20 protein-coding genes and 1 tRNA gene are annotated in these 17,512 nt (G+C 64.0%); 10 read left to right on the top strand and 11 right to left on the bottom strand.

Going from position 1 to position 17,512, the window contains the following annotated elements; translation table 11 throughout:
* Positions 1-16: 16 nt before the first annotated feature.
* Positions 17-2,110, top strand: a complete 2,094-nt coding sequence (locus ACX3OW_RS16165) for a molybdopterin-containing oxidoreductase family protein (RefSeq protein ID WP_459096823.1) — start codon at positions 17-19, stop codon at positions 2,108-2,110.
* Here the strand turns inward: ACX3OW_RS16165 and ACX3OW_RS16160 are convergent, their stop codons facing one another.
* The gene (locus ACX3OW_RS16160; protein WP_459096822.1) at positions 2,111-2,878 is read right to left on the bottom strand and encodes a sulfite exporter TauE/SafE family protein; all 768 of its coding nucleotides are present in this window, start codon (positions 2,876-2,878) and stop codon (positions 2,111-2,113) included.
* Positions 2,879-3,196: 318 nt separating this feature from the next.
* Between ACX3OW_RS16160 and ACX3OW_RS16155 the strand changes: the two genes are divergently transcribed.
* On the top strand, positions 3,197-3,637 hold the full coding sequence (locus ACX3OW_RS16155) for a glyoxalase superfamily protein (protein ID WP_459096821.1): 441 nt from the start codon (positions 3,197-3,199) through the stop codon (positions 3,635-3,637).
* 105 nt (positions 3,638-3,742) lie between these two features.
* Positions 3,743-4,441 carry a glutathione S-transferase family protein gene (locus tag ACX3OW_RS16150; RefSeq protein WP_459096820.1) on the top strand — a complete coding sequence of 233 codons (699 nt, stop codon included), beginning with the start codon at positions 3,743-3,745 and terminating at the stop codon, positions 4,439-4,441.
* Positions 4,442-4,516: 75 nt separating this feature from the next.
* On the opposite strand, the gene ACX3OW_RS16145 is transcribed toward ACX3OW_RS16150, so the two are convergent.
* Entirely contained in the window at positions 4,517-4,669 is a 153-nt protein-coding gene (locus ACX3OW_RS16145; RefSeq protein WP_459096819.1) for a hypothetical protein, read from the bottom strand.
* Positions 4,670-5,013: 344 nt separating this feature from the next.
* Here ACX3OW_RS16145 and ACX3OW_RS16140 point away from each other — a divergent pair.
* Positions 5,014-5,104, top strand: a tRNA-Ser gene (locus ACX3OW_RS16140).
* 103 nt (positions 5,105-5,207) lie between these two features.
* Here the strand turns inward: ACX3OW_RS16140 and ACX3OW_RS16135 are convergent.
* From ACX3OW_RS16135 to ACX3OW_RS16115, 5 genes are read right to left on the bottom strand one after another with little or no spacing between them, the layout of a single operon-like run.
* Positions 5,208-5,954, bottom strand: a complete 747-nt coding sequence (locus ACX3OW_RS16135; protein WP_459096818.1) for an ATP-binding cassette domain-containing protein — start codon at positions 5,952-5,954, stop codon at positions 5,208-5,210.
* Entirely contained in the window at positions 5,951-6,751 is an 801-nt protein-coding gene (locus ACX3OW_RS16130) for an ATP-binding cassette domain-containing protein (protein WP_459096817.1), read from the bottom strand. Before ACX3OW_RS16130 ends, ACX3OW_RS16135 begins: the two co-directional genes overlap by 4 nt.
* Positions 6,748-7,605, bottom strand: a complete 858-nt coding sequence (locus ACX3OW_RS16125; RefSeq protein WP_459096816.1) for an ABC transporter permease — start codon at positions 7,603-7,605, stop codon at positions 6,748-6,750. The genes ACX3OW_RS16130 and ACX3OW_RS16125 overlap by 4 nt, the downstream gene beginning before the upstream one ends.
* Positions 7,602-8,546 (bottom strand): ABC transporter permease, encoded by a 945-nt coding sequence (locus ACX3OW_RS16120; RefSeq protein WP_459097022.1) that lies wholly within the window; start codon positions 8,544-8,546, stop codon positions 7,602-7,604. The genes ACX3OW_RS16125 and ACX3OW_RS16120 overlap by 4 nt, the downstream gene beginning before the upstream one ends.
* 46 nt (positions 8,547-8,592) lie before the next feature.
* On the bottom strand, positions 8,593-10,128 hold the full coding sequence (locus ACX3OW_RS16115; protein ID WP_459096815.1) for an ABC transporter substrate-binding protein: 1,536 nt from the start codon (positions 10,126-10,128) through the stop codon (positions 8,593-8,595).
* A 292-nt stretch (positions 10,129-10,420) separates the two neighbouring features.
* Here ACX3OW_RS16115 and ACX3OW_RS16110 point away from each other — a divergent pair, with 292 nt between their 5' ends.
* The 6 genes from ACX3OW_RS16110 (at position 10,421) to ACX3OW_RS16085 (ending at position 14,758) form a co-directional block, all read left to right on the top strand.
* Positions 10,421-10,852 (top strand): OsmC family protein, encoded by a 432-nt coding sequence (locus ACX3OW_RS16110; RefSeq protein WP_459096814.1) that lies wholly within the window; start codon positions 10,421-10,423, stop codon positions 10,850-10,852.
* A gap of 1 nt (position 10,853) precedes the next feature.
* A complete protein-coding gene (locus ACX3OW_RS16105) occupies positions 10,854-11,378 on the top strand; it encodes a carboxymuconolactone decarboxylase family protein (RefSeq protein WP_459096813.1) in 525 nt (174 codons plus the stop codon).
* Between the two features lie 158 nt (positions 11,379-11,536).
* Positions 11,537-12,439 carry a sulfurtransferase gene (locus ACX3OW_RS16100; RefSeq protein WP_459096812.1) on the top strand — a complete coding sequence of 301 codons (903 nt, stop codon included), beginning with the start codon at positions 11,537-11,539 and terminating at the stop codon, positions 12,437-12,439.
* A 109-nt stretch (positions 12,440-12,548) separates the two neighbouring features.
* Complete coding sequence (locus ACX3OW_RS16095; RefSeq protein ID WP_459096811.1) at positions 12,549-13,763, top strand: YeeE/YedE family protein; 1,215 nt, start codon at positions 12,549-12,551, stop codon at positions 13,761-13,763.
* Positions 13,760-14,170 carry a hypothetical protein gene (locus ACX3OW_RS16090; protein ID WP_459096810.1) on the top strand — a complete coding sequence of 137 codons (411 nt, stop codon included), beginning with the start codon at positions 13,760-13,762 and terminating at the stop codon, positions 14,168-14,170. The genes ACX3OW_RS16095 and ACX3OW_RS16090 overlap by 4 nt, the downstream gene beginning before the upstream one ends.
* Positions 14,171-14,758, top strand: coding sequence for a DUF6969 family protein (locus tag ACX3OW_RS16085; protein ID WP_459096809.1), 588 nt, complete (start codon positions 14,171-14,173; stop codon positions 14,756-14,758).
* Between the two features lie 9 nt (positions 14,759-14,767).
* Here ACX3OW_RS16085 and mnhG read toward each other — a convergent pair whose 3' ends face one another.
* From mnhG to ACX3OW_RS16065, 4 genes are read right to left on the bottom strand one after another with little or no spacing between them, the layout of a single operon-like run.
* Positions 14,768-15,148, bottom strand: coding sequence for a monovalent cation/H(+) antiporter subunit G (gene mnhG / locus ACX3OW_RS16080; RefSeq protein ID WP_459096808.1), 381 nt, complete (start codon positions 15,146-15,148; stop codon positions 14,768-14,770).
* Positions 15,145-15,426, bottom strand: coding sequence for a K+/H+ antiporter subunit F (locus tag ACX3OW_RS16075; RefSeq protein ID WP_459096807.1), 282 nt, complete (start codon positions 15,424-15,426; stop codon positions 15,145-15,147). Before ACX3OW_RS16075 ends, mnhG begins: the two co-directional genes overlap by 4 nt.
* Complete coding sequence (locus ACX3OW_RS16070; protein ID WP_459096806.1) at positions 15,423-15,911, bottom strand: Na+/H+ antiporter subunit E; 489 nt, start codon at positions 15,909-15,911, stop codon at positions 15,423-15,425. The genes ACX3OW_RS16075 and ACX3OW_RS16070 overlap by 4 nt, the downstream gene beginning before the upstream one ends.
* Complete coding sequence (locus ACX3OW_RS16065) at positions 15,908-17,512, bottom strand: monovalent cation/H+ antiporter subunit D (RefSeq protein ID WP_459097021.1); 1,605 nt, start codon at positions 17,510-17,512, stop codon at positions 15,908-15,910. The genes ACX3OW_RS16070 and ACX3OW_RS16065 overlap by 4 nt, the downstream gene beginning before the upstream one ends.

The raw sequence follows: 17,512 nt of genomic DNA, 5'->3' as shown, positions 1-17,512 counted from the left end.
CAGATAGATTGCGGGCATGAACCAGCCCGTCGCCATCCGCACCGCCCGCTCAGTCTGCCCGCATGATTGTCCATCGGCCTGTGCGCTGGATGTGGAGCTCATCGACGCCCACACCATTGGCCGGGTGCGTGGCGCCAAGGAGGATCCCTATACCGCCGGCGTCATCTGCGAAAAAGTCGCCCGCTATGCCGAGCGGGTGCATCATCCCGACCGGCTGACGCGTCCCTTGCGCCGCAGCGGCCCCAAGGGCAGCGGCCAGTTTACCCCCATCTCCTGGGATGAAGCGCTCGACGAGATCGCTGCCCGCTTTACCCAGATCGAAGCCGAACACGGCGCCGAATCCATCTGGCCGTATTTTTATGCTGGCACCATGGGCCACGTGCAGCGTGACGGCCTCGGGCGGCTGCGCGCCGCCATGGGCTATTCCCGCCAGTATGAAACCATCTGCGTCGGCAGCTCCTGGCCCGGCTTCATCGCCGGCACGGGCTTGCTGGGCGGCGTCAATCCCGAACAGATGGCCGAAAGCGATTGCGTGGTCATCTGGGGCACCAACGCCGTCCACACCCAGGTCAATGTGATGACCCACGCCATGCGCGCCCGCAAGGAGCGCAAGGCCAAGATCGTGGTCATCGACATCTACGAAACCGCCACCATGGCGCAGGCCGATATGGGGCTCATTCTGCGGCCCGGCACCGATGGCGCGCTGGCCGTTGCCGTCATGCATGTCCTGCTGCGCGACCAATTGGCCGACCGCGCCTATATGGCCCGCAACACCGATTTCAGCCCTGAATTCGAGGCTCACCTCGCAACTCGGACGCCCGAATGGGCCGCCGCCATCACCGGCCTCACCGTCGAACAGATCACCGCCTTCGCCCACCTCGTCGGCACCACGCCACGCAGCTATTTCCGCCTCGGCTACGGCTTCACCCGCCAGCTCAACGGCTCCACCGCCATGCATGCCGCGCTCTGCATCCCGGCGATGACCGGCGCCTGGCAACATCGCGGCGGCGGCGCCTTCCATTCCAATTCAGGCACCTGGAAGCTCGACAAATCCGCCATTACCGGCGCAGCGCTGCAAAAGGGTGATCCGCGCTGGCTCGACATGTCCGAGATCGGCCCCATCCTTACCGGCGACGCCAAGGCGCTCAAGGGCGGCGGTCCGGTCAAGGCCATGCTGATCCAGAACACCAATCCGGCCTCGGTCGCCCCCGATCAGGCCCTGACCAATCAGGGCTTTGCCCGCGAGGACCTGTTTCTCGTGGTCCACGAGCAGTTCATGACCGAAACCGCCGAATTCGCCGATATCGTCCTGCCGGCAACCATGTTCCTCGAGCACAATGATTATTACACCCGTGGCGGCCACACCCGCGTGCTCTACGGCCCGGCGCTGATCCCGCCGCCCGGCGAGGCTCGCTCCAATCACGAAGTCATCAACGCGCTGGCCCTGCGGCTCGGCCTCGATGACGATTGTTTCCGCAGCATCGACCGCGACGTCGTCGCCGAAACCTTCCGCCGCTCCAATTATGGCGACCTCGACGAAATCGAAAAGACCGGCTTTGTCGACCGCGAGCGCCCCGACGCCGCCGCCCGCTTTGCCGATGGTTTCGACTGGCCCGACAAACGCTTCCGCTTCGCCCCGGATTGGGAGGGCGCTCGCATCAAGAAGGACTATCAATGGATGTGCGATCCGGCCGAGATGCCGCGCTTCGCCGACCATTGGGCCATCAATGAGCCCACCGACGCCGAACACCCGTTCCGCCTCGCCACCAGTCCGGCGCGGGCCTTTCTCAATTCCAGCTTTAACGAAACCCCCGGCAGCCAGAAGCGCGAGGGCGTGCCCTCGGTGTTCATCCATCCCGATGATGCGGCGGCTCTGGGCGTCACTGACGGCATGTTCGTCACCGTCGGCAACCGACGCGGCTCAGTTGATCTCACCGCCCGCGTTCGCACCGGCCTGCCCACCGGCGTGCTCATCGCCGAGGGCCTGCACCAGAACAAATCGCATCGCGGTGGCCGGGGTATCAATACCCTGACCACCTCCAAGCCAGCCCGCCCCTTCGGCGGCGCAGCATTCCACGACGCGGCGGTCTGGATCAGGAAAGCGGACTAGCTAGGCATATGCCGTCCAGAAGAAATACCCCGTCATCGCCACGCCATAGATGATCACGGCAATCCGGATCCACTGCGCCGGGATGAAATGCGCATTCCTGGCCGCCAGATAGCCGCCGATTACCACCCCGACCAGTGCGATCGAGCCGTGATACCAGTCGATCGACCCGCTGACCGCAAACCGCGCCACCGCCACCAGCGCCACCACCGCCGACACATAGAGCTTGAGCCCGTTCATCGCGTGAATGTCTGTCAGGCCGGCCGTGGCCAGGAATGCCAGCAGCAAAATGCCGAGACCGGCGTTGAAGAACCCGCCGTAAACGCAGACGCCAGCTAGGAAAATCATAAGCAGGACGCTGCCCAGCATCTTCATGCCGCGACCACCACCGCTACGCGAAGCGACAAAACCGTTGATCTGATTGCCGAAGATGAACAGCAGCACCGCAAACGCCATCAGCCACGGCACCACCAGGTTGAACAACTCGTCCGACACCACCAGCAGCAGTTCGGCGCCGACATAGCCGAAGATCGCCGACATGATGCCATAGAGCACCAGCCGATCCTTGTATTTCACCATGGCGTGCCAATAGCCGACAGCGCCGCTGGCATAGCCGGGCAGGGCGGCATAGGTGTTCGACGCATTGGCGATCACCGGCGGCACGCCGACGAACAGCAGCGCCGGAAACACGATGAACGAGCCGCCGCCCGCCAGCGAATTGACCGCGCCACCCACCAGGCCGGCAAGCAACAGGAACAGCGTTTCAAGCATGGAGACAGCCCTCATAGAGGGCTCAGTCCCTCGCTTCGTTACTATGTCCCATACCCCGCATTGCCGCGCCCGCCCAACAGATTTGTCTGATCGAAGCATCACCGCGATTGATCGCAGGTCAGCCATGAGATTGACAAAACCGCGCTCGGGGATCATATCCGGCTCAGGTCGCTGGCACCCGCCGCTCGCCGGAAGCAATTCCGATGGTGAAGTCCAGCCCCGAGCATGAGAACGAACCCAGGTTCATCTTTGCGAGGCGTAGCATGGCAATGCGGGCTCCCATGGCACAGTCGCCTCATCGCAAATGAGAGGACTATCATGTCGTTTTCACTCGACACCCCATCGGCCCAGACGCTGAAATCCGAAGCCAAGGCGCTGCGCCAGCTGAAGGCCGACGCCGGCGAAATCCTGTCCCATGGCGCTGCCCTTGAAGCGGTCGCCAAGGCACACGGCTATCGCGATTGGAACACCGCCCGCGCCGCCTTGCCGGACCGTGTGGCCGTGCCGTTCCAGGTCGGCGCCCGCGTTACCGGCCTCTATCTCGATCAGCCCTTTACCGGCATGCTGATCGGCGTGCAGTTGCTCAGCGACATGCAGCACATGACCGTGACGGTGAATTTTGACGAGCCCGTCAATGTTACACCCACTTTCATGTTCGCCGCCTATCGCCACCGTGTTGTCGCCACCATCGATAGTCACGGCGTTTCGTCGGCGCTGCGCGGCAATGGCAATCCACAGATGATTCTGCGGCGCGCTTGAGCGTGGCCCAATTTTGGAAGGCAGGGGAGCGTCGCGCTACCTTGCCTTTCATCGTAAGGCACCGATATAGGTGGGAGACTTCCCATTCTTATGACGGAACCGGCAATGACCACCCAGACCAAGCCGATCGAGGCCTATTCCCTGCCCACCCCCAACGGGCAGAAAGTCCACATCATGCTCGAAGAGCTGGGGGTGCCGTGGACCTATCACCGCATCGATATCGGCAAGGGCGATCAGTTCAAGCCCGAATTCCTGGCGATTTCGCCCAATAACAAGATCCCGGCCATCGTCGATCCCGAAGGTCCCGGCGGCGCGCCGATCTCGATCTTCGAATCAGGCGCGATTCTGAAATATCTCGGCCTGAAATTCGGCCAGCTTTACCCGACCGACCCGCGCCAGCAGGTCAAAGTCGATGAATGGCTGTTTTGGCAGGTCGGCGGTTTCGGCCCCATGCTGGGCCAGAACAACCACTTCAACGTCTATGCGCCCGAAAAAATCCCCTACGCCTTGAAGCGCTACAGCGATGAGACTCACCGCCTGTTCCGCGTGCTGAACACTCAGCTCGAAGGCCGCGACTATATCGCCGGCGATTATTCCATCGCCGATATCGCCTCCATTGGCTGGGCCCAGTCCTGGGAGCGCTATGGCATCACCAGGGACGAGTTCCCCAATGTCCTGGCCTGGATTGACCGCATGAACGCCCGCCCGGGCGTCGCCAAGGGCCTGCTTGTCGGCAAGGAGGCGCCATCAGCTGATCTGTCCCAGGACAAGGACGCGCAAAAGATGCTGTTCAACCAGCGCTGATCCCACCTTGCAAGACCGGGTTCGGAAGCCTCCGAACCCGGTCTTGCTGCCGACGCTTGTGACCACCGGCATGGGCTAAATTTTGCCGGCGAGCCAAGCTACCAACCAGCACGCCCCATAGAGACCCACGCCGACAAAGACGAAATATCCACCCAGGGTAAAAATATAGATGCCGACCAGCGCCATGGCCACGGCGAGTCCGTAAAGCAGCCAACGACCGATCCGCATTCGCTACCTCGTATTTTTGGACAAACTCCGCCCGCCATTTGAGCGGGTTTTTCCTTTGCCAGCAATGACATCCCGATGGCGCTTTCGCAAAACCACCCGAACGCGGCACTGTTTGATGGCGGCCTGGAGCAGCCCCCACGAATCCTCAATGCTGTCGGCTATGATCTGGCCCGGAACAGGCGAGAAACATGCTGTACGGGTTTTGTACGCAGCCTCCTACGCATCGTTCGTTTGTTCCGGCAAAGTTCCCTGCGGACCTGCGCGGATGATTTTTCGGGGAAAATGCCGAGACTGCGAAATAGACCTTGAACGCAAGGCGCTTGACCGGTATCCACCCCCCTGACGGAGAGGTGGCCGAGTGGCCGAAGGCACGCCCCTGCTAAGGGCGCAGACCTCTAAAGGGTCTCGTGGGTTCGAATCCCATCCTCTCCGCCATTTTCTCCACAAGCCATTGATGCGCCCACAGGCCCGTTCAGCGTCCCGCGCTGGAGCGTTCCGATTCCATTGGCAACACCGCACCAGACGCCCGACAAAAATGTCAGGCGGGCATGCGTGGCGCGCTGGCGATCAGCTTGATGGTATAGGGGTGCTGCGGCGCGGCCAGGATCTGGCTGGTCTTGCCGCTTTCTACGATGCGTCCGCGCTCGAGGATGACGATGTCCTCGCACAGCGACGCCACCACGCCCAGATCATGCGACACGAACACCAGCGTCATCGACTGTTCCAGCGTCTTGAGCAGATCGACAATGCGGACGCGGGTGGAGAGGTCCAAAGCGCTCACCGCTTCGTCGGCCAGCACCAGTTCAGGCCGCGCCACGATGGCCCGGGCGATGGCGATGCGCTGCCGCTGGCCGCCGGAAAATTCGTGCGGATAGCGCGTCATGGCGTCAGGCGACAGGCCAACCGAGACCAGTGCCGCTTCGACCATCTCGGGATGGTTGCCGGGAATGCGCAGCGATTGCAGCGGTTCGGCGATGATGCTGGCGACGGTCTGGCGTGGATCGAGCGAGGAATAGGGGTCCTGAAACACCGCCTGCACCGAGCGGCGATAGCGGCGCATGAAGGCGCCATTACGCAGATCGACCACGTCGTCGCCAAATTTGATGGCGCCGCTGCTGGCACGATTGAGCCCCAGCAACAGGCGCAGCAGCGTCGTCTTGCCCGAGCCCGATTCCCCGACAATGCCCAGATTGCGGCCGCGCGCTACGGTCAGGCTGACCTGGTCCAGCACCTGCCGCTCGCGTGAATAGCCAAAACTGACCTGATCGACCGAAATCAGCGTCATGGTCGCGCCCCCAGGGCTTCATCGAATGCCCGCGCCGCGGCGACCAGCGTTTGCGTATAGGCGTGCTGCGGCGCGCCGAGCACCTCACGCACCGGCCCCTGTTCCACCGCCACGCCCTGGCGCAGCACGGTCAGCCGGTCGACCACCATCGCCACCACCGGCAAATCGTGGCTGATGAACAGCAGCGCCATGTCCAACTCGCGCACCAGGGTGTCGAGCAGCTTGAGAATTTCGATCTGCGTGGTCACGTCGAGCGCCGTGGTCGGCTCGTCGGCGATCAGCAGCTTGGGCCGGCAGGCCAGCGCCATGGCGATGGCGACGCGCTGGCGCTGTCCGCCCGACACTTCATGCGGATAGGCGGCCGCGATCCGCTCCGGCTGGGGCAGGGCGACGCGCTCCATCAGTTCGAGCACTTCGGTTTTGATTTTTGCGGGATCGTGGCCTTCGCGCCGATAGCGCCGGCGCAGTGGCTCCTCGATCTGGCGGCCCAGCCGCATCAGCGGATCGAGCGCCGTCAGCGGTTCCTGGAAAATCACCGCAGCGGCATTGCCGCGCAGCCGGCCCAATTCGGCCTCGGAGGCGCCGATCACTTGCTGCCCGTCGAACAGGATCGAGCCGCTCGGCACGATATTGCCGGGCAACAATCCGGTGATGGCCATCGCCGTCAGCGATTTCCCCGACCCCGATTCCCCGATCAACCCGACGCGCTCGCCGGGGGCGATGCTGAGCGACAGATCGGTCACCAGCGCTTTGTCGCCGGCGCGGATCGACAGGTTTTCGACGGTCAGAAGGCTCATGCTTTGCCTCGCTGCGTCGGGTCGGCAATGTCGCGCAGCCCATCGGCCAACAGGTTGATGCCGATGACCAGCGCCACCAGCGCCAAGCCCGGCACGATGGCGCCGAATGGGGCGGTATAGACCGTGCCCTGCGCTTCCTGCAGCAGTCGGCCCCATGAGGCATTGGGCGGCGGTGCGCCAAGACCGAGATAGGACAGCGAGGCTTCGGCGATCACCGCCAGCCCGAATTGCAGGGCGAAATTGACCAGCAGCGTCGGCCAGATATTGGGCAGCACATGTTTGACCACGATGCGCGGCCATGAGGTGCCCGAGGTGCGGGCGGCGGTGATGTAATCCATCGCCAGCACGCGCTTGGCCAGAATTCGCGCCAGCCGTGCCACGATGGCCGAAATGGCAATGCCCAGCGCCAGGATCGCCGAGCCGAGGCTTGCCGTATCGCTGGCCGCCACCACCAGCATGGCCAGCAGCAGCGTCGGGAAGGCGATCAGGATATCGAAGGCGGCGGCGAAGGCGTCATCGAGCAGGCGGGTGGCAAAGGCCGCCAGAACCCCCAGCGTCACGCCGATCGTGGCGCCGATGGCGATGGCGCCGGCCCCGACGGTGAGCGCGATGCGGGTGCCGATCATGATCTGGGTGAACAGGTCACGCCCGAGCCGGTCGGTGCCGGCCCAATGCAGCAGCGACGGCGCCTCCAGCCGTCCACCGGCGGTGCTGGAGGGATCATAAGGCAGCCAGACCAGCGTCAGCAGCGCCACCGCAACATTGAGCCCGACCAGCACCAGCCCGACGACAAACAGCCAGGAGCGCCGCGAGCGGGGGCGGGGCGCTATCGCCACTGTATCGACCGCACTCAATGTCCGGCTCCCCGGTCACGCAGGCGCGGATCGACCAGCCGCTGGATCAGATCGGCGCTAAAGCCGATCAGCAGCACCAGCAGCGTTGAGACGAACAGCACGCCCTGCACATTGGGATAATCGCGCTGCGAAATGCCCAGCAGCAGCATGGTGCCCAGCCCCGGCAGCGCGAAGACTTTTTCCACCACCACCGCGCCGAGAAAGGTCGAAGCCAGCTCGATCCCCAGAATGGAAATGATCGGCACCACGCCATTGCGCACGCCATGGCGCAGCAAGGCCTCGGTGAAGCCCGAGCCCAGCGCCCGCGCCGTACGCAGATAATCGCTGCCCAGCACGTCCTGCGTGGCGGAACGGACATAGCGCAGCAGCGACGACGACATGACAATAGCGATGGTCAGCACCGGCAGCGCCAGGCTGCGCAGCGCGCCCATCGGATCGGCCCAGCCATGGCGCGGAAACCCTCCCGAGGGGAACAGCCGGAAATTGATGGCAAACACCGCGACCAGCAGAATGCCGACCCAGAACACCGGAATGGCGATGCCCAGTTGCGACACCACCGAAATCGTCGCGCCATACCAGCGCTCGGATTTGACCGCCGCAATGATCCCCAGCGGCACCGCCAAAACGATGGCGAGCAGGAATGACAGCAGCGTCAGCGGCAGCGTCACCGTCAGCCGGGTGAGGATTTCCTGGCCCACCGAGGCCTGGCTGACAAAGGAATTGCCCAGATCGAAGCGGGCCAGATTGCCGATGAAATTGCCGAATTGCTGCCACAGCGGCAGGTCGGAGCCGACCTGGGCCCGCGCCGCAGCGATCTGCTCCGGCGTGGCGCCAACGCCCAATAGGGCATTGGCAGGATCGCCCGGCAGCAGCCGCAGCAGCGCGAACAGCACCACTGAGGCCAGCAGCAGCGAGAGGATCAGAATGACGAGCCGGCGCAGGATATAACTGAGAATATGCAGTCCCTTTCACCGGCTCGTCGCGGTATTAATCCGCGGCTTTTTCGATGTTGTAGGCGAAGAATTGCGAGTTCAGCCCATTGACCGGATAGCCGGTCACTGACGCTGCCGATACCACGATCTGCGGATAAAGATACAGCCAGTCGCTCGCCGCGTCTTCGGCAATCAGCGTGTTGGCTTCAGTCAGTTTGGCGGTCTGTTCGTCCACCGCGGCGCTGGCCTCGGCCTGCTTGATCAGCTCGATCACCGCCGGGTTGTTGTAGCCCCAATAGAAGTCCGGGTTGCCGTAGAACACGATATCGCGATGGTTGACGTGCTCCTGCAGCGTCGCGTCGAAATCATGCGCCTGATACACCTTGGTGTACCATTCATTGGCGGTGATGATGTTGATCTCGACGGTGATCCCCACCTTGGCCAATTCGCTCTTGATGAACTCGGCGACGATCGGATGCGGATCGTAATCGGGCGTGTCGAGCTTGAAGGTGAAGCCATCGGCATAGCCGGCTTCGGCCAGCAGCGCCTTGGCGCTCTCCGGATCATACGGGTCCACCCCGGTCAGATCGACATACCACGGGTCGGTCGGCGGCACGAACGAGCCGATCAGCGTGCCGTAGTCCCCCCAGATTGATTGCAGCAACTTCTGGTTGTCGATGGCCCGCGCCACCGCCTTGCGCACCTTGACGTTGTCGAACGGGGCGACCCGGTCGTTGAACGCCATGATTTCCTTGGTGGTGGACTGCCCGTCGGTGACGGTGAAATCCGGATTGCCGGTGAACTGGGTGAGGGCGTCCGGGCTCTGCACCGAGGTGATGATATCGACGGCCCCGGTCAGCAGCGCATTATTGAGCGCGGTGGCGTCGGTGAAATAGTTGAAGGTGACGCCGGCATTGGTGGGCGCCTCGCCCCAATAGGCGTCATTGCGGTCGAGCGACAGGGTCGAGCCGCGCCGCCAATCGGCCAGCACATAGGGCCCGGTGCCGTCTTCGCTGTCGGTCAGGCTGGTGGCGGTGTCGTTGACGATCCACACATAGCTCAGGTTGTACGGCAGCGAGATCGACTTTTCCGCCAGCGTGATCACCACGGTCTGCTCGTCCGGGGTCTCGATGCTGGCGATGGTCTTGAGGCTGTTCTTGCGCGAGCTTTTCGAGGCTTCGGCGGTCACCCGCTCGATGCTGGCCTTGACGTCGGCGGCGGTCAGTGGATCGCCCGAATGGAAGGTCACGCCCGGCTGCAAGGTGATCGTATAGGTCAGCCCGTCTTCGCTGATGCTGTAGTCGCTGGCCAGCGCGTTTTCGACAGTCCCCGCATCGGTCAGCGCGAACAGCGCCTCATAGACGTTGCCGTTGAAGGCCTCGTTGATGCCCTGGCCGGCGCCGGCGGTGTTGTCGAGGTTTTGCGGTTCATAGAGCGAGCCGATCTCGATGATCGCTTCCGGATCGAAGCTGGCCTGGGCCAGCGCCGCCGGGCTGACCGACAGCAGCGCCGCTGTGGCGAACGTGGCGGCAATGGCACGGGCGCCAAACTGGCGGCGCGAAATGCTGCCGCTGCTATTCGAATTTTTCATCTGCACTGCTCCTGGTCCTCGCCGCTCGAATTGAGCGACACGCGACCGTGGCGGCCGCGCTGTATTGCTGCCCTATCGATACCCCGCCAGCGCCGCGAAACCCATGCTGGCGGCTGGGGCAGGGTTCCATTTTGTCGGTCCGGGGCGGAATCAATCTCCCGATTCCGCGCGAATTTTGATAAAGCCATTCTTATCGCCATTCCTGCGCTGCTTTATCTTGCACGCAGCTGCGGCGGCGACAATCTATAAGCCCGCGCCCCAGACTGCGCGCTGCATTGGAAAGCTCCTCATCATGGTCAATATCGCTACTCGCCCCACCAGTGTCGGCGCCACTCTCGATCATGCCGGGCACGGCTCGGTGCAGGCCAAGTCAGGTGCGGCCGCCAGATTGGCGAACATGGCGTCCGACGAAGGCTTCACCCCACTCGAATTCATGGATGCGGCGCTGGCCGGCTGCCTGGTGCTGAGCCTGCGCATCGCGGCGCGCAAGCTCGGCTGGCTCGACCGGCTGGTCAAAGTCGATGTCGAAGTGACCCATGAAAAAGCCCCCGAAGCGCCGTCGCGGGTGGCGTCCTTCGCTTCGTCCTTTGTGATCGAAGGCGATTTTTCGCCGGCGGAACGCCAGCAATTGATCGAAGACGCGCATGCGCTCTGCACGGTGGGCAATACTTTCGAGCATGGCGCGGTGATCCGTGATGTCGAGCCGGCCGGGACCGCCAGCTGACATGGCCCATATTTCCCAGCTGGCCTATGCCGACGCGACGCCGGAGCAGCAGCAAGCCCATGACGAGGAACTGCGCCTGCGCGGCCGCATGACCAATATGAAGCGCACGCTCTATCACTCGCCGGCGGCGCTGCGCATTTATGGCGAATGGTTCACCCTGCGCGACGAGTTGCTACCGGTGCTGGGTGATCGTCCCATCTGGGTGTTCGCCCACGCCATCTGCGTGGCCTCCGGCAGCGCGGTCGGCACCGGCTTCATGCGCCGGGCCTTGATCCAGGGCGGCGATAATCCCGATTCGCTGGACCTGAGCGAAGCCGAGACCCTGCTGCAGCGTTTTGGCGCCGCCATCGGTGCTGATCCCAAGTCGGTGCTTGACGAGCTCTGGGCCGCGCTGGCTGCGCGCTATTCGGACAAGACCCTGGTCGATCTGGTGGGTTTTGCCGGGCTGATGGTGGCCACCAATCTGTTCACCGACGCCGTCGCCACCGACCTCGATGTGGAGCTGCTGCCGTTCCTCGCCGGCTAGGCGAAACAGCCGGCGCAGCCGTCATCGCAACATATTTCTGACGGCGGCCCGCAAGGGAGCCTGCTTTTTCTCGTTTGCGGCTGCAATTGGTTCGTCCATCGTCGCATCGCCGCGGCGCTATCGGTAACATCTGGGGCAGATCACACCGGAGTATTCGCATGCGTCTCGCATTGCTCGCCGCCGCCGCCCTTGTCGTTGCGGTTCCCGCTTTTGCCCAAGCGGCAGATGTCACCCCATTGGTCACGGCCGAGTGGCTCAAGACGCATGCCGCTGACGAAAACGTCGTGATTCTCGACGTGCGTGACAAGATCGGCGAAACCGATCTGGGCGAGCTGCCCTATATCGCCAATGCCGTGGTCGCGCCCTATGCGTCGGCCGGCTGGCGCACCGAGGTCGATGGCGTGCCGGGCCAGATCCCGCCCGTGGACGAAATCACCGCGCTGATCGGCAGCCTGGGCGTCGATGGCGACGACCATGTGGTCATCGTGCCCTGGGGCACCGATTCCTCCGAATTCGCCGGTGCCACACGCATCTACTGGACCTTCAAATATCTCGGCCATGATGATGTCTCCATCCTCGATGGCGGCTGGCGTCAGTATGACGCCCAGGGCGGCGAACGCGTGGCCGAGCCGGTGACGCCCGTGGCCGTGGAGTTCCCCTTTGAGGTCCGCGAAGAACTGCGCGGCACCACCGAGGACGTGCTGGCGGCGCTGGCCAAGGGCACCAAACTGATCGATGCCCGCCCGCATGACCAGCATATCGGCAATTCCAAGAGCCCGGTCGTGCGTGTCGTCGGCACCATTCCCGGTTCGGTCAATATCGAGCATTCCTCGCTGTTCAGCACCGAATATGCCAGCTTCGCCACCCCCGAAACCATTGCCGCTTTGGCTGAAGGTGTCGGCCTGGCTGCCGGTGAAGACAACATTGTCTTCTGCAATACCGGTCACTGGGCCTCCATCGCCTGGTTCGCTCTGAGCGAAGTTGCCGGCAATAAGGGCACCGCCATGTATGACGGGTCCATGGCCGAATGGGCCGCCGATCCGGCGCGTCCGATCCAGTAAGCTGGTCCAGCGAACTGGCACCGTCGACGATTTTGAACGGGTTCTGGGTGTTGTGCGCGATGGCGGCAGCATCCAGAACGCGTTTTAGCCTTTCATAGATCTGGTATTCATGAGCGACATTTCTATTTCCGCCCCAAAATTCCTGCCACCGGCCATTCCCGACCGGGCGCCACTGTTTGTTGCGGCGGCCGCGCTGGTCGTGGGCTTTCTGCTGATCTCCGGTCTGGTCGATTTTCGCCAGGGCGGCTTGTTCCTGATCGGCGGGGCGCTTGGCGCCACGCTCTATCATGGCTCCTTTGGTTTCACCGGCGGCTGGCGCCGCATGGTGGCCGAAAAGCGCGGCCGGCCGATGCGGGCCCAGATGCTGATGATCGGCGTCGCCGCCCTCGCCATGCTGCCGTTGGTGGCGGCAGGCAATATCGGCGGTCAGTCGATGGTCGGTGCGCTGGCGCCTGTTGGCATCTCCGTGCTGCTCGGCGCAGCCCTGTTCGGGTTGGGCATGCAATTGGGCGGCGGCTGTGGCTCGGGCACATTGTTCACCGTGGGCGGTGGCTCGGCCCGCATGCTGGTGACGCTGGTGTTCTTCATCGTCGGCGCGCTGCTCGGCACCGCGCATCTGCCCTATTGGCTGGAACAGCCCTCGTTGCCCCCGATCAGCCTCGGCGCTGAATTGGGTGTGGCCGGTGCCCTTGCCGTCACCATTGCCGGTCTGGCTCTGGTGGCGCTGATCACGGCAGTCATCGAAAAGCGGGCGCATGGCAATCTCGAAACCGAGCCCGCCCCGGCGCGCCCCGGCTGGAGCTGGATCTTGCGTGGCCCGTGGCCGCTGGTGGGGGCAGGGCTCCTGCTCGCCGTGCTCAATGTCGCCACCCTGCTGCTGGCCGGCCATCCCTGGTCGATCACCTATGGCTTCGGCCTCTGGGGCGCCAAGATTGCTCAGGCGGTCGGCGTTGATGTCGCCAGCTGGGAATTCTGGACCTGGCCGGCTCAGGCTCAGGCGCTCAATTCCAGCGTCCTGGCCGATACCGTGTCGGTGATGGATTTCGGTCTGGTGCTGGGCGCCGCGCTGGCGGCTGCCATTGCCGGCAAATTCGCCCCCAAGGCCAAGCTGCCGCTGGGCTCGCTGATCGCCGCCATCGTTGGTGGCCTGCTGATGGGCTATGGCGCCCGCCTGTCCTTTGGTTGCAATATCGGGGCGCTGTTCTCCGGCATCGCCACGGGCAGCGTTCACGGCTGGCTGTGGTTCGCTGCGGCCTTTGTTGGTTCTTTCGCTGGCGTTTGGTTGCGTCCGATTTTTGGTCTTGATGGGTTTGCCAAGAAATGAGCGCTCGTAACACTCTGCTTTTTGGTGCTGCCCTCGTCGCCAGCACCGCCGCCATCGCCTACGACCATGTAAGCAATCCGGTGCCGCCGCGCCCGGTCTATGGCGGCACCACTGCTGCCGCCGGCGCCTCTCCCTGCGCTGCCGCGCCCTGTGCAGCTGGCGCTGCCATGTCGCCTTGCGCCGCCGGCGCCCCTGCCGCGCAGGGCAAGGCCGCGCCACCGCCGCCGCCAGCCATGGCCCCTTGCGCCGCTGGCGCACCGGCCACCCCCGCCAAGGCTGCCCCGCCGCCACCACCGGCCCAGCCGCCTGTGGCCGAGCCGGCCAAGCAGCTGGCGCCGCCGCCTCCGGCCCCCAAGCCGCTGCCCGCTGGGCAGGAAGCCCCCGATCTTGTGGTCGGAGGCGCCTGAGTGTCCGGTTCGGCGCGCGACAGGGCCCTGGAAGAAATCGCCTTTTGCGAGTCCATTCTCGCCAAGGGCGGTCTCAATGTGTTGAGCGAAACCTTCCAGGGCGTCTCAGCCATCGCCGCTTGGGACCATTATCCCCCCGGCGATGTCTTCGACCCTGCCAGCAATGCGCAGTGGTACTATCACTGCCATCCCGCCGCCGAAGCCGCCGTCGAGCACGGACACTTCCACTGCTTCCTGCGGCCCGAGGGGCCGCAGGGTCCAATCCATCACCTCGCCGCCATTGGTGTCGATGCCGAGGGGCGGCTGTTGCGGCTGTTCACCGTCAATCAATGGGTTGTGGGCGACGACTGGGCCGACGCGGAAGCCACCATTCCGCTGCTGGGCCGCTTCGACATGCAGATGCCGCGGCCGTCCTATCTCGTCAATCGCTGGCTCACCGCCATTTTCGCGGCCTATGAGGCTGAGATCGCCGAGCTTGTCGCTGAACGTGATCGGGTTTTGGCGGCGCATCTCCCGCCCGAGGGCGTGACTTCGCACGAAGATCGGGCGCTCGAAGTCACCTCCGAACACCACATCATCCGCCGCTGAGGCAACTCGTCAGGGCTTGCGGATATCGGGGCTGAGGTCGGTCTGCCCCTCTGGGCCGGTCGACATCGGCACGATGCCGTTCTGCTCGGCCCGGTCGCGATAGAGGGCGGCTCGCGCCAGCAGCATCAGCGTGACTGGCGTGGTCAGCGTCACGAACACGAAGATGATCACTTCATGCACGGCCAGCCGCTGGCCGGACACGGAAAAATACACCATCGAAGCCAGCAGTATCGCGACCGAACCAAAGCTGGTGCCCAGCGTTGGCGCATGCACCCGTTCATAAAACGTCTTGAAGCGCGCCAGACCGATACAGCCCAGCAGCGTCAGGAAAGCGCCGGCAACCGCCAGCAGGCCGACCAGTGCGGCGACCCAGACCGGAAGCTCGCTCATTCGATCACCTCGCCGCGCATCAGGAATTTGGCCAGCGCGACGGTGCTGACAAAGCCCAGCACGCCGATGATCAGCGCCACCTCGAAATACACCGAGGTGCCGACGCGAATGCCGAACACCACCAGCATCAGCATGGCGGCGACGTAAAACGCGTCGAGCGCCAGGATGCGGTCCTGCGCGCGCGGGCCCCGGATCATGCGATAGGTCGCGGCCACCATGCCCAGCCCCAGCAGCACATGCGCCAGCAGCAATGACCAATGCAGAATGTCTGCGCTCATTGGAAAATCTCCAGCAGCAGGCGTTCATAGCGATGCTTGACGATATTGGTCCAGGCCGCTTCATCATAGAGATCCAGCACATGGATCAGCACCACGCCGCTGGTCGGGCTGTATTCCAGCCAGGCGCTGCCCGGCGTGGCGGTAATGATGCAGGCCAGGATGACCAGCCCGGAGCGGTCATGCAGTTCCAGCGGCACAGCCAAAAAACCCGATGTCGACTTGCGCCGGCGCCCCTGCAGGATGATGCCGATCACCGCGACATTGGAATTGAAGATATCGATGATGACCACGCCCAGCAGCCGGAGCATCGCGCCGATCTTGCGCACGCGCGGCTTCTCCGGCTCCAGTGCCGCCAGCGCCCGGCTGGCGAAAATCGCGATGACGCTGCCCAGCAGGATCTGCCCGAGCCCCAGCGATTGCTGCAGCAGCAACCATAGCGCCAGCAGGCCCAGCGTCAGCAGCGGGTAGGGGAGGATCTTTCTCATGGTGCCCCCACCAATGGCGTCGCCAGCACGGCGGCGATGGTGTCAGTCGGCGCATACAGCGCCTCGGCCATCGCCTGCATATAATCCATGGTCGGCCCGGCCATGATGGTCATGGCAATGGTCAGCGTCAGCAGCAGGATCACCGGCGCAATTTCCACCACCCGCACCGGCGCCGGCGTATCCGACATGGTGGCCCAGAAGGTATTGATGCCGGTTCGCATCAGCGACACCAGCGCGGCAAAGCCGGAAAACACCAGCAAGCCGGTCAACCACCACGCCGAAGCCGAAATCGGCGTTTCCATCGTCAGGCCATCAGGATTGAACAGCGCCGAAATCACCGCGAATTTGGCCAGAAATCCAGCCAGCGGCGGAAACCCGGCCAGCAGCAGCACGCAGAGCGCAAAGCTGATACCCAGCACCGCCAGCGCGCCCGGAATCACCAGCCCGACCTCATCGTCCTCGTTTTCTTCCTCGTCGTCGCCATAGGCTTCCATGGTCATGGCCAGCACATGCGCGCCTTCGATCCGCACCCGGTCGAGCAATTCGACCAGCATGAAAAACGCGCTGATCGCCAGCGTCGACACCACCAGATAAAACAGCGCCCCACTGGTCGCCGCCGCATTGCCGGTGCCGATAGTGGCCAGCAGGGTGCCCGACGACACCAGCACGCAATAGCCGGCCAGCCGGCCCGTGCTCTGCGAGGCCAGCACGCCGATGGCGCCAAAGGCGATGGTGGCGAGGCCGCCGACCAGCAGCACATTCTGCCCGAACCCCGCCGATGCCCCCGCATCGACGCCAAACGCCAGCGTCGACAGCCGCAGCACGGCATAGAGCCCGACCTTGGTCATAATGGCAAAGATCGCCGCCACCGGCGCACTCGCCGCCGCATAGGAGGTCGGCAGCCAGAAGCCGAGCGGCCACATGCCCGCCTTGAGCAGGAAGGCCAGCCCGAGAATCGCCGCGCCGGTTTCCAGCAAGGCGCGGTCGGTCGCCGCGACGCCGGCCACCTTGGACGCCAGATCCGCCATATTGAGCGTGCCGGTAATGCCATAGATCAGCGCCGCGCCGATCAGGAACAGGAAGGATGCCGCCAGATTGACCGCGATATAATGCAGCGATGCCCTGACCCGCGCCGATCCCAGCCCATGCAGCGCCAGCCCATAGGAGGCGGCGAGCAGCACTTCGAAAAACACGAAGAGGTTGAAGAAGTCGCCGGTGAGAAACGCGCCGCTCAGCCCCATCAGCAGGAACTGGAACAGCCCATGAAAGCTGGGCCCGGCCGCATGCCAGCGGGCCAGCGAATAGATCAGCGCCGAAATGCCCAGCAGGGCGGTCAGCAGCACCATCATCGCCGAGAGCCGGTCGGCCACCAGCACGATGCCATAGGGCACCGGCCAGTCGCCCAGGGCATAGCTGGTGACGGTCGTCTGGTTATCCGCCTGGATCACCAGCAAGACCGCCACCACCACCAGCAGCAGGGTGGAGGTGAGGCTGATAAACGCCTTGATAGCGCGCCGGCGCTCATCGAACATCAGCAGCAGCGCGCCCGTCGCCATCGGCAACAGGATCGGCAGGATGATGAGGTGGTCGAACAGGCCCAT

The organism is Devosia sp. A449 (assembly GCF_054489375.1).
This window is presented reverse-complemented; position numbering and strand designations above follow the sequence as displayed.

Coding starts and splice junctions, on each gene's coding strand:
- ACX3OW_RS16160 (WP_459096822.1), bottom strand. CDS start 2,878: ATGCTTGAAACGCTGTTCCTGTTGCTTGCCGGCCTGGTGGGTGGCGCG.
- ACX3OW_RS16135 (WP_459096818.1), bottom strand. CDS start 5,954: ATGACGCTGATTTCGGTCGATCAGGTCAGTTTTGGCTATTCACGCGAG.
- ACX3OW_RS16130 (WP_459096817.1), bottom strand. CDS start 6,751: ATGAGCCTTCTGACCGTCGAAAACCTGTCGATCCGCGCCGGCGACAAA.
- ACX3OW_RS16095 (WP_459096811.1), top strand. CDS start 12,549: ATGAGCGACATTTCTATTTCCGCCCCAAAATTCCTGCCACCGGCCATT.
- ACX3OW_RS16065 (WP_459097021.1), bottom strand. CDS start 17,512: ATGGGCCTGTTCGACCACCTCATCATCCTGCCGATCCTGTTGCCGATG.
- ACX3OW_RS16115 (WP_459096815.1), bottom strand. CDS start 10,128: ATGAAAAATTCGAATAGCAGCGGCAGCATTTCGCGCCGCCAGTTTGGC.
- ACX3OW_RS16145 (WP_459096819.1), bottom strand. CDS start 4,669: ATGCGGATCGGTCGTTGGCTGCTTTACGGACTCGCCGTGGCCATGGCG.
- ACX3OW_RS16100 (WP_459096812.1), top strand. CDS start 11,537: ATGCGTCTCGCATTGCTCGCCGCCGCCGCCCTTGTCGTTGCGGTTCCC.
- ACX3OW_RS16110 (WP_459096814.1), top strand. CDS start 10,421: ATGGTCAATATCGCTACTCGCCCCACCAGTGTCGGCGCCACTCTCGAT.
- mnhG (WP_459096808.1), bottom strand. CDS start 15,148: ATGAGCGAGCTTCCGGTCTGGGTCGCCGCACTGGTCGGCCTGCTGGCG.
- ACX3OW_RS16150 (WP_459096820.1), top strand. CDS start 3,743: ATGACCACCCAGACCAAGCCGATCGAGGCCTATTCCCTGCCCACCCCC.
- ACX3OW_RS16090 (WP_459096810.1), top strand. CDS start 13,760: ATGAGCGCTCGTAACACTCTGCTTTTTGGTGCTGCCCTCGTCGCCAGC.
- ACX3OW_RS16075 (WP_459096807.1), bottom strand. CDS start 15,426: ATGAGCGCAGACATTCTGCATTGGTCATTGCTGCTGGCGCATGTGCTG.
- ACX3OW_RS16165 (WP_459096823.1), top strand. CDS start 17: ATGAACCAGCCCGTCGCCATCCGCACCGCCCGCTCAGTCTGCCCGCAT.
- ACX3OW_RS16105 (WP_459096813.1), top strand. CDS start 10,854: ATGGCCCATATTTCCCAGCTGGCCTATGCCGACGCGACGCCGGAGCAG.
- ACX3OW_RS16155 (WP_459096821.1), top strand. CDS start 3,197: ATGTCGTTTTCACTCGACACCCCATCGGCCCAGACGCTGAAATCCGAA.
- ACX3OW_RS16070 (WP_459096806.1), bottom strand. CDS start 15,911: ATGAGAAAGATCCTCCCCTACCCGCTGCTGACGCTGGGCCTGCTGGCG.